Below are 10,001 nucleotides of genomic sequence, written 5' to 3' on the forward strand. Positions count from 1 at the left end.
TCGAAGATCCACCGTTGACCGTACAGACCCCGAAGTAGTAGTATGTCGCACTCTTCTGCGGCAGGTCGTGCGGGAGGTAGGCCTACTGGCAGCCGGTCCGCCCCTGATAGAGGATCGCGTTCACGATCTCCCGCATGTCGTAGGCGCCCTGATGACCGCTAACCGAGCGTTGCCGGTCCTTCCACGCAGCGATCACCGGCTCGATCAACGACCACTGCTCGTCCGATAAGTCGCTGGGATACGGCTTCCGTTCACTCATACCGCCACCCCAACAGACCCCACACCACGGACCCGTGGATTCCGCCCACACCCCACACCATCAGGCGACCACAGAGCGACCCAAAGACTCACAAACCGCCTCTAAGCCGGAGCTCGAACGGCTCGGGCTTATCAAGAGGTCATCGTGCGACGGGCTCGCACCACCAACACCAACGAGCGATCATGCGACGGGTGTTGACGTGGCGGCGGCCGCGAAGGCACCGAGCGTCACCGCTCTATGCGGAGGCATCAACGCTGTGTTCGCCGAAGGTATCCGCCCGGTGCCCAAGCGACCGCCACCACGAGATCCGCCGGACCGTCCGCCGCTCTGATGCGAGGCGTCAGTCGCCAGGCAACGTTTAGACATCACGATCCAGTTCGAACAGCACCGCAAGGCTCACAGCTCCTCGTGGCACCGTTAACAAGGAATTAGGTTCGCCGGGTTGGTCGTCGTGGCGGTTGGATGTGCGGTGACGTCCGATCCGACCGCTGGAGGCGCGGTGGCCGAGCCTGTCCGTGTGCGCAGACTGACCGACCAGGAGGGGCAGCGGCTGCAGCAGATCGTGCGCCGGGGCAGCACCAACTCGGTGCGCTATCGGCGCGCGATGATGCTGCTGGCCTCGGCCGGCGGGAAGCGGGTGCCGCTGATCGCCCAGCTGGTGGCGGCCGACGAGGACACCGTGCGCGATGTGATCCACCGGTTCAACGAGATCGGCCTGGCCTGCCTGGACCCTCGGTGGGCGGGAGGCCGTCCCCGCCTGCTCAGCGATGACGACGAGGACTTCGTCGTCCAGACGGCCACCACCCGCCCCACCAAGCTCGGCCAGCCTTTCACTCGCTGGTCGCTGCGCAAACTCGTCGCCTACCTGCGCACAGTCCACGGCCGAGTGATCCGTATCGGCCGCGAGGCGTTACGCGGCCTGCTCGCCCGCCGTGGAGTCACCTTCCAGCGCACCAAGACCTGGAAGGAATCCACCGACCCCGACCGCGAGGCGAAGCTGGACCGGATCGAGCACGTCCTGGACGGTTTCCCCGACAGGGTCTTCGCGTTCGACGAGTTCGGCCCACTCGGGATCCGGCCCACCGCAGGCTCGGGCTGGGCCGAACGGAAACACTCCGACCGGGTGCCGGCCACCTACCACCGCACCCATGGAGTCCGGTACTTCCACGGCTGCTACTCGGTCGGCGACGACATGTTGTGGGGCGTCAACCGCCGCAAGAAAGGTACCGCGAACACGCTGGCCGCGCTCAAGTCGATCCGCGCCGCCCGGCCCGACGGAGCCCCCATCTACGTGATCCTGGACAACCTGTCCGCCCACAAAGGCACCGACATCCGCCGCTGGGCTACAAAGGACAAGGTCGAGCTGTGCTTCACCCCGACCTACGCCTCTTGGGCCAACCCCATCGAGGCCCACTTCGGACCGCTGAGGCAGTTCACCATCGCCAACTCCAACCACCCCAACCACACCGTGCAGACACGAGCCCTGCACGCCTATCTACGCTGGCGCAACGCCAACGCCCGCCACCGCGACGTCCTGGCCGCCGAACGCAAGGAACGCGCCCGCATCCGAAGCGAGAAGGGCAGCCGTTGGGGCGGACGCCCCCTCAACACCGCTGCCTGACCAACCGCGAACTTACACAGCCACAGCGCATCATCGGTCCGCTCGTGGCCAAGCGCGGACGACCGAAGCGTTGTGAAGGTGATCTCGGCTGGGCAGACCCGGAGCCCCGAACGGGGCCGGTTCAGGAGAAGGACGGCGCCAGAGGAGAATGACTCAGGAGGCGGACGGCTCGATCTCCCCCGCGCAGACGATGACCTGGTCGATGAGGCTCCGCCGCAGATGGACGACGTCCGTTCCCGCCAGGCGGGGGCCTCCATCCGGCGTCGTGAAGACCCACTGGTACCGGGCCCACTCGTCCGGCATGTCCACCGCCGAACAGCGCACCATCGTGCCGGTCCCCGCGGGGTGGCGCCGGATGTCCAGCACGAACCGCTCGACCGCCTCGATCCCCTCACTGCGGCCCAACGGTCCCCAGAAGACCACGTCCGTGGTCAGGGCCTGGGAGAGCAGCGCAGTCACATAGCTGTCGTCCGAGGCGTTGAACGCGGAGATGAACGTGTCGATCGCGGACCGCGCGGTCTCTTCCTGCATGCACCAGTAATACCACTCGCCTCGCGGACCGCGCTCGTCCCGTGAGCCGTCTCCCGACCACGGTGAACCATCCCGGTCACAGCACTAGCGGACTTTTCCCGGGGTGAGCCGGTCCCGGTCGCTCAGGGTGAAGGAGATGTGGCTCGATGACCACGAGCTGTCCTTGGTCCAGCCGTAGAGCACGTAGGTGGTCTTGGCGGTGAGCGGAGTGAGAGGTTTCGTCGCGGTCCAGCCGGCGGCAGGAGAATCGAGGGTCCATGTGGCGAGACCGGCCGTGAGGGGGCGGTCGGCGATCCATGAACCGACCTTCATGTTCTTGTTGACGTCGTCGCTGGCCACGTAGAGGGTTGCGCCATCGATGTGATGTCCGCAGGCCATTATGACGCCGAGTAGGTGGCCGTCGCCGGTCACGGAGATGCCGGCGACGGCATCAACGGGAACCGTGCACCCTGAGGTTGCGGCCAGGGACATGCCGACCGCGACGGCGCCGACGAAGCGTCGGAACACCGGCCGTGAAGTGGTCGACCACATGGTGAGCCCCCTGCCCGGGGTACGCATGGGCCCCCTGTCCCCCGGATGGTAGGGGTGAGCGGCGGCGGGCAGCAGCATCGCCACCCACCCGTTGCGCACTTGTTGTTGCCTTGCCTTGTAGTGCTTGGCTACGTCAGCCCAGCATGGCGCCGGTGCCCGGCACCTTCTGCTCAACGATCGGTGGCATGCGGAACGGATGCGGCCACCGGCGATCATCGGTGTGTGAAGACAGAAGATCAGGTGGTGGCCGCAGGTCACAGCATAGATCCCGCCTGCTGGCAGGACATGTTCGATGCCCTGGTGGGCCGTATCGCGGGACGGTTCGCCCGAGTGGAACCGCGGCGGTGGGTAAGGCTGAGCAGGGAGGCTGGGCAAGCCCAAGGGGACCCTGGGCAAGCCTGCCCGAACGGCGGCCTTGTCCAGCCCGGTCGGGGCGCGCTGAGTTGGTGCCCGCCCTGCCGGACGTCCCGGCCCGGGCCCGTGTGAGCGGTGATGGGCCCGCCGCGTACTGCCATGGCATTCTTCGTCGCCGGGTTGCCCGGAAGCGCTCTATGCATCTGCTGTGTGCACGGATGAGGATGTTGCCGTCTGTGTGCCATCGGGGGGATGTGTGCCGTTCCGGGTTCATTTCACTGTTGAGGATCTCGCGCGTACCAGGATCGCTGCGCAGCCGAATCCGTTGTGTGAACTGGTGTTGGCGGTGCGGAAGTTGAAGTTCGCGGAGCATCCGGTGCGGCTCGCGGCCTGGCGCCGAGACATGGCGCGGAGGCTGCGCCCCGAGGCGCGGATGGTGCTGGACCTGGTCCCTCGATCGGGCATCATGCTCGGATTCCTGGCACCGCCCGGCAACGGCACGGCCGATGAGCTGATGGATCGGGTACGTGCGGTGCCGCGGTCCCGGATCCGGTCCGATCTGGCGGATGTCGCCGTGCACCGGAGCCTGCCGGCCTGGATCCGGCACCTGACCGACGACTCGGACCGGCTGCGGCAACTGTGCGACAGCCTCCAGCACGTGCACGACCGCCTGCTGCGCCCGCACTGGGGCCGAGATCACGGCCGTCACCGAGGCGGACACTGCGGCCAGAGCCCGGCAAGTAGTAACGACATTGTTCGCGATACCGCTGTCGGCAGTTGATCGCCGCTTCGTCCAGGGGCTGGCCGTGACAGGACGTAATACGGTGGCAGTGGCTCCCGGGCTCCTGCTTGGATGCCCGGCGTGACGTCTGTGGATCTTGTTGATCGCCGTGAGCTGCTGGACCGACTTGAGCAGTACTACGACGCGGTTCCCCGCTCCGGCGCCCGAGTCGAAGACCTCGGGCCGCTGACCCTGTTCATACGAGAGGGGCAGGGCTGGCCCTTCTCTGCACGTCCGACCCTGGGATGGTCCGGAGCGGTGAGTGCCGCCGATGTGAACCGGGTCCGCGCCCGGCAACGGGAACTGGGCATCCCGGAGAGTTTCGAGTGGGTCGCCGCGACGGCGCCCGCGTTGCGGGCCGCGGTCGAGCAGGCAGGGCTTACGGTTCACGAGCACCCCTTGATGGTGCTCGACCCGGACGTACCGACTCCCGCCGTGCCCGAGGTGGCCGACGGTGTGGTGGTCCGGACCGTCGGGCCGGACGATCCCGTGCTGCCGAGCGCGCTGGCCGTTCCTGACCTGGCTTTCGCTGAGCCTGGCACCGGTGGCGGTGCAGCCGGCCTGGCGGAACTGGGCGAGGCGGTGCGAGGCCATGCAAGTGACGGATCGGTGGAACGCGCGGTGGCACGCATCCTGGCCGGCCTGACGTGCGTTGCCGCTGCAGTGGAGGACAGCACGGCGCTGTGCGCCGGTCAGCACCAGCCGGTCGGAGCGGTCTCCGAAATCGTCGGGGTGGGAACTTTGCCGACCGCGCGCCGTCGGGGTCTTGCGCATGCGGTCACCGCAGTGCTGGTGGCCGACGCCCGGTCGCGAGGCGTCGAGACCATCTTCTTGTCCGCAGGCGACGATGACGTCGCCCGGATCTATGCCCGGCTCGGCTTTCGCTCTGTGGCCACGGCACTGATCGCCGAGCCCGTCGAGTAGCCGCTGGCAGGCAGGCCGCCACCCGTGACGCGACGACGGCCGTACGGGTTGGGTGGATTGTGACGTCAACTTGGGCCCGTGTGGCCTTGTCTCATCCTGCCTTCTGCGGCCTGTCCCGTGCACATCTCGGCGGACTGATCGAGGAGTTGGCCACTCCCTGGACCACCCGGTGTGAGTCCGCGCTGCGCGAGCGGCGAGGAGGCGAACGCAAGCGGGCAGTCGGAGCAGGGCCGCACCACCATCTCGTCAGTCCTCCCGCCGCATCCGGGTCGAGCATGCCATCGGCGAGCAGAAGAAGTGGCGTCCGCTCCAGCGGTACATCGGACGGCGCGAGCTTTATGGCGAGACCCACGCGGCCGTCGCCGGCTTGGTCGCCGACCGCGCTGCCCGCCGACTCAGCCGACGCCGCACCAGCACCGAATTGGTGCTCGCCCGACCGGTCACCTGCTGACCAACCAGCAGGCAAACTGCCAGCCCGCACGCCTCAACCTCAATCGCGAACCAAGTCGTAAGCGGCGGGCTGGGAGAGGTACTCAGCCGGGTCAATCCGCGCTGGATGCAATGGGACCCTCCCGTCCTGGAGGTCACGCTGCCCTACGGCTTGGACGGCGACCTGCACCTCGCCGGACGTGGCCTGCTGCTGGTCCCTTCCGTGTTCGGGACCGACACCCCGGTCATCGGCCCCCACGCCGAACCGCAGCCCTTCCTGCTCTACCCGGCCGGCGGCCCGCGGGGCCTGGCCGCAGCACTGGCTCCGGATGAAGCACCGTGGCGCCCGGAAGGGGCGCGCTCCCTCGGCTCGGTACTCGGCGCCACCAGGGCCGCCGTGCTGTTCGCCGTCATCGAGCGACCCGGCTGCTCCAGCAAGGAACTGGCTCGCGGTGGGCATCGCCCCGGCCACCGCGAGCGAGCACGCCACCTTGCTGCGCGAAGCCGGGCTGATTCGCACGACCCGGCAGGGCGCCGCCGTCTCCCACAGCGTCACTTCTGCGGCGGTGGCGCTGTGGGAGACGGCGGCGGGCTGACACGGCATCAGCCCCGATCACCGACACAGGCCATAGAGGTCTGCGCACGTTCGGCCTCGTCCCCCGGGCGACCTCGCCCGCCCAGGCACGCTGCGGACCATCCCGACAGGGCCCCATGGTGGTTTCACGCCCTGTTGAACCCCGTGGCGGTGCAGTCTTCGGCGTCGGCGGCCAAACCGAGCATCTCGTATGCGTGCTTCAAAGGGGGATGTCGGCCAGGTGCTCCCAGACGACGTGGCGGCCGTCGTGCCACTGCGGGACCATTGACAGCCGGTTGAAGGCCAGGGTCACCTCGCCGCCGTCAAGGTCACTGAGCATCTGGTTGAGCGTGCCGCGGTCGGCACGCTCAGCCTCTCGGCCGGCATACGCGATCGCAGCCAGGCGCCTCGCTACCGGATCCGGCGAGGTCAGAGGAAGTCGGCGAGCCCGTCGAGGAAGCGGTCCACGTCATCGGTGGTGTTGTAGGGGGCCAGGCCCGCGCGCAGGGCGGGGTCTTCGAGCTTGAGCGCGGTGAAGGGTTCGTAGGCGTAGAACGACCCGGCCGGTGCCACCACGCCGCGCGCGGCCAGATGTGCCTGGGCCTCGCGGGCGTCGCGGCCTTCGATAGTCATCAGGAGCGTCGGGGTGCGGTCGGGGGCCTTCGAGTGCAGGGTGATGGCGTCGCCCAGAGACTCCAGACCCTCCTGCAGTCGTGCGCGCAGCCTCAGTTCATGCTCGTGTATGGACTCCAGGGAGCGGGTGAGGCGCTCCCTGCGCGAGGCCCCCGTGCCCGGGTCCAGCTCGGTGAGGAAGCCGACGGCGGCGGTGGCGCCCGCCAGGATCTCGTATGGGAGCGTGCCGAACTCGAAACGCTCCGGCACCGTGTCGGGGGACGGCACGAGCTTGTCCGGGCGCAGGGTTTCGAGGAACCCGGGCGCCGCCGCGAGCACCCCGCAGTGCGGTCCGAGGAACTTGTACGGCGAGCAGACGAACAGGTCGGCCCCGAGGACGGGTACGTCCACGAGGTGGTGCGCGGCGTAGTGGACGCCGTCCACGTACACCAGGGCGCCGACTTCATGGGCGCGGTCGGCGATCCGGCGGACGGGTGGCTTGGTGCCCAGGACGTTGGAGGCCGCCGTGACCGCGACCAGCCGGGTGCGGGGCGTCAGGGCGCGCTCGTACGAGTCGAGGTCGAGTTCCGTGGTCTCCGGGTCGATCTCGATCCAGCGGACCGTCACGCCGGTGCGCTCGGCGGCCTGGATCCAGGGGCGGACGTTGGCGTCGTGGTCGAGGCGGCTGAGGACGATCTCGTCGCCCGCGTTCCAGCCCTTGGCCAGATGGCGGGAGAAGTCGTACGTGAGCTGGGTGGCGCTGCGTCCGTGGACGATGCCGTTCGCGGGCACGTTCAGCAGGTCGGCGTAGGCGGCGCGGAAGTCCGCGACGGCGTGCTCGGCGTTGAGCTCGGATGGGCTGACGGTTCCCCGATTGGACAGGGGGCCGGTCAGCGTCGCGGTGATGGCGTCGGCAACCGGGCGGGGGGTCTGCGTTCCGCCGGGACCGTCGAAGAAGGCGAGCCCGGTGGCGAGGGAGGGGAAGTGGGCCCGCAGGGCGGTGAGGTCGATGGCCATGGTCTCGGCTTTCTGTCGGGCGGATTGCCTGGCGTCGCGGTGCCTTTACTCTGGCGTCGACTCCGAGACACGTAAAGCGATGGATCCCGAAGAGAAAGTTCATGAACCATGAAGTCTCAGCCGGATCTGAAGCTCCTGGCCACCTTCCTGGCCGTCGTACACCGGGGCTCGATGGCCGAGGCCGCGGCCGAGCTCGGCTACGTGCCCTCGGCGGTGTCCCAGCACATTGCCGCGCTCGAACGCGACATGGGCGTCGAACTGATCACCCGCCGCCCCGGCAGCCGACTGATCCTCACCGCGGCGGGCCGCTCCCTCGCCCAGGCGACCGAAACGCTCTTCGACGCGACCGCGCGCTTCCAGGACGCCGCCCACGGCATCGCAAATCGCGAGATCGCCGAACTACGCGTCGGGACCTACCCCAGCGCCATGACCTACCTGCTCCCTCAGGTCCTGTCCACGCTCAAGGCTTGCCGCCCAGGTCCCCGGATCCGTCTCGTCGTCGTGGAGACGGACGAGGGCGTGCCGAGGGTGACGTCGGGGGACATCGACCTGCTCGTCGGTTACCGCTACCTGCCCGAGGACCCGCCGGCCCCGTCTGACGCCTTGACGATCACCCTTTTGGGGCGCGAACCGCTTGTCCTGGTCAAGGGCGCCGAGCCGGGACGCCGACGCCCGGTGGAGCTGGCCGAATGCCTGGAACGGGAATGGGTCTCGGGCCACGCCCACAACCCCGACCGGCGTCTGCTGCACCGCTGGGCCGGAGAGCTCGGGATCGCGCCGCAGGTGACGTTGGAGACCGAGGACCTGCACAGCATGCTTGCCATGATCCGCGCGGGTCTCGCGGTGGGCCTGATCCCCGCCACGCTCCTCGGAGCGGAACACGACGCCGGAGTCGAGAGCGTGCTCCTGCCGCCTGGGGGCGCGCCGCTTTACCGGGAGATCCTTGCCGTCAGCAGACCCGGTGCCCGCTCCCCGCTCATTGACGAGCTACTCACGCTCCTGGCCGGTGCCGTGGACAGCGCGCAATCGCCAGGGGATCACAGTCCGATGCTCACGTAGGCGACCTGATCAAGAGGTGCCAACAGGTCCAGCAATTTCGCGGTTGCGGCGCCACAACAGGATGGCGGCCACGACCTGAAGGAGCACCAGGAGCTCGAAGACGTAGGCGTTGAAGCCGTGCGGGTCGATCGAATCGACGTCGCCGTTCAGTAGCATCCCGGCGAGCAGGCCCTGCACCAAGGTCTCAAGACAGGCAAGGGCGGCCACGACCCGCAGCAGCGAAACCGTGCCACGACCGTCCACCACCCGGGCCGTCATGACCGCCGTGCCCGCCCCGACATGGGAGGGCGCACCCTCGGAAGAGGTGTCGTGCATCGAAGTCCCCATATTTTTCCGCTACTTGGTCATTCATCAAGTACTGGCCGGACATGCTGCGAGTGGCCGGTTCCCTGGTCACCAACCAGGGCCGCGCCTGCGACGTGCTGCGGATGTTCGGCCGCGAGGGCCACCCCACCCCGCTGGGGAGGCGTTCCTCGGCATCGGGCATGCCGGAGCCGTCGACCTCGACGACCTTGATGCCTCGGCGGGCGCCGAGGAGTTTGGCCGCCTCGGCCATGGTTTCCCTGCGGGGCCCGGTGATCTCGGGGATCGGTGTTCCGGGACCCGGCTGGGCGGGCGCGTCGGGGTCGGCGGCCAGGTCGACCAGCGTTTCGGCAACGGTGCGGCAGGCCACGAGTTGGGTGGGCAGGGCGGGGATGTAGGCGACGTCGCCCGGCTGCCAGTCCAGGAGCTGACCGACGAATTCATGGAACTGCGCAGCCCGCAGAATGCGAGCGGGCAGCGGGCCGGACAGGTTGGCCTCCTCGTGCACCTGCTGGGCGGCGACGAAACCGGCGCTGGTGTTGTCCGTGCCGATGATGGATACGGCGACGACCCGGTCGACTCCAGCATGCTGGCCGGCCTCGTGCAGGTTGCGGGTGGCGGTGCGGAAGAACTCCGTGGCAGCCTCCTGGTCGGAGGCGTGCCATGACGCAACGTCAATGATGACGTCAACCCCGGTGAGCGCTTCGGCCAGGCCCTCACCGGTGATGATGTCCACGCCGGTGGCACGGGACATCGGCACAACCTGGTGCCCCCGTTCCGCAAGGACGTCCACGACGTGGCGTCCCAGCCGCCCGGTTGCTCCTGCCACTGCGAACTTACTGGTGCTCATGTTCCATGCCCTTCCGCGCGACGTCCTGACGAACACGAGACGCCGGCGCCCCGTCGCCTGTAACAGTCGCGGTCGTGTGACATAGGCCACCGATCGGGGGTGTTACAGAACGGCGGGGACCGGCGTCTAGTGCTGCTCCGCGTTAGTTCGTGGAGG

9 protein-coding genes and 2 pseudogenes are annotated in these 10,001 nt (G+C 68.5%); 5 read left to right on the forward strand and 6 right to left on the reverse strand.

The window, feature by feature from the left end:
• A pseudogene (locus BIV24_RS32695) lies at positions 1-259 on the reverse strand (transposase); the annotation flags it as partial.
• A gap of 499 nt (positions 260-758) precedes the next feature.
• Between BIV24_RS32695 and BIV24_RS28895 the strand changes: the two are divergent.
• Positions 759-1,880 carry an IS630 family transposase gene (locus tag BIV24_RS28895; RefSeq protein WP_245766982.1) on the forward strand — a complete coding sequence of 374 codons (1,122 nt, stop codon included), beginning with the start codon at positions 759-761 and terminating at the stop codon, positions 1,878-1,880.
• A 153-nt stretch (positions 1,881-2,033) separates the two neighbouring features.
• On the opposite strand, the gene BIV24_RS34670 is transcribed toward BIV24_RS28895, so the two are convergent.
• Together BIV24_RS34670 and BIV24_RS28905 are read right to left on the reverse strand one after the other, a co-directional pair.
• The gene (locus BIV24_RS34670; RefSeq protein WP_071369424.1) at positions 2,034-2,411 is read right to left on the reverse strand and encodes a nuclear transport factor 2 family protein; all 378 of its coding nucleotides are present in this window, start codon (positions 2,409-2,411) and stop codon (positions 2,034-2,036) included.
• An 84-nt stretch (positions 2,412-2,495) separates the two neighbouring features.
• A complete protein-coding gene (locus BIV24_RS28905; protein ID WP_245766983.1) occupies positions 2,496-2,942 on the reverse strand; it encodes a hypothetical protein in 447 nt (148 codons plus the stop codon).
• Positions 2,943-3,552: 610 nt separating this feature from the next.
• On the opposite strand from BIV24_RS28905, the gene BIV24_RS28910 reads away from it, so the two are divergent.
• The 3 genes from BIV24_RS28910 to BIV24_RS34675 all read left to right on the forward strand — a co-directional run bounded on the left by BIV24_RS28910 (position 3,553) and on the right by BIV24_RS34675 (position 6,026).
• Positions 3,553-4,077: a hypothetical protein gene (locus BIV24_RS28910; protein WP_177198853.1), complete on the forward strand. Its 525-nt coding sequence runs from the start codon at positions 3,553-3,555 to the stop codon at positions 4,075-4,077.
• 72 nt (positions 4,078-4,149) lie between these two features.
• Entirely contained in the window at positions 4,150-5,001 is an 852-nt protein-coding gene (locus BIV24_RS28915; RefSeq protein WP_071369426.1) for a GNAT family N-acetyltransferase, read from the forward strand.
• 881 nt (positions 5,002-5,882) lie between these two features.
• On the forward strand, positions 5,883-6,026 hold the full coding sequence (locus tag BIV24_RS34675) for a helix-turn-helix domain-containing protein (RefSeq protein ID WP_177198854.1): 144 nt from the start codon (positions 5,883-5,885) through the stop codon (positions 6,024-6,026).
• A 407-nt stretch (positions 6,027-6,433) separates the two neighbouring features.
• Here the strand turns inward: BIV24_RS34675 and BIV24_RS28925 are convergent, their stop codons facing one another.
• Positions 6,434-7,633: a cysteine desulfurase-like protein gene (locus tag BIV24_RS28925; protein ID WP_071369428.1), complete on the reverse strand. Its 1,200-nt coding sequence runs from the start codon at positions 7,631-7,633 to the stop codon at positions 6,434-6,436.
• Between the two features lie 108 nt (positions 7,634-7,741).
• On the opposite strand from BIV24_RS28925, the gene BIV24_RS28930 reads away from it, so the two are divergent.
• Positions 7,742-8,692: a LysR family transcriptional regulator gene (locus tag BIV24_RS28930; protein WP_071369429.1), complete on the forward strand. Its 951-nt coding sequence runs from the start codon at positions 7,742-7,744 to the stop codon at positions 8,690-8,692.
• A 9-nt stretch (positions 8,693-8,701) separates the two neighbouring features.
• On the opposite strand, the gene BIV24_RS34030 is transcribed toward BIV24_RS28930, so the two are convergent.
• Both BIV24_RS34030 and BIV24_RS36605 read right to left on the reverse strand, forming a co-directional pair.
• Complete coding sequence (locus BIV24_RS34030; protein ID WP_143064688.1) at positions 8,702-8,899, reverse strand: hypothetical protein; 198 nt, start codon at positions 8,897-8,899, stop codon at positions 8,702-8,704.
• Between the two features lie 628 nt (positions 8,900-9,527).
• Positions 9,528-9,845, reverse strand: a pseudogene (locus BIV24_RS36605) (SDR family oxidoreductase); the annotation flags it as partial.
• Positions 9,846-10,001: the final 156 nt, after the last annotated feature.

The sequence above is a fragment of the Streptomyces colonosanans genome (assembly GCF_001866645.1).
Taxonomy (GTDB): domain Bacteria; phylum Actinomycetota; class Actinomycetes; order Streptomycetales; family Streptomycetaceae; genus Streptomyces; species Streptomyces colonosanans.

Bases quoted from the DNA above. Each gene is read 5' to 3' on its own strand.
- BIV24_RS34670 (WP_071369424.1), bottom strand. From the start codon at position 2,411: ATGCAGGAAGAGACCGCGCGGTCCGCGATCGACACGTTCATCTCCGCG.
- BIV24_RS28905 (WP_245766983.1), bottom strand. From the start codon at position 2,942: ATGTGGTCGACCACTTCACGGCCGGTGTTCCGACGCTTCGTCGGCGCC.
- BIV24_RS28915 (WP_071369426.1), top strand. From the start codon at position 4,150: ATGCCCGGCGTGACGTCTGTGGATCTTGTTGATCGCCGTGAGCTGCTG.
- BIV24_RS28925 (WP_071369428.1), bottom strand. From the start codon at position 7,633: ATGGCCATCGACCTCACCGCCCTGCGGGCCCACTTCCCCTCCCTCGCC.
- BIV24_RS28930 (WP_071369429.1), top strand. From the start codon at position 7,742: ATGAAGTCTCAGCCGGATCTGAAGCTCCTGGCCACCTTCCTGGCCGTC.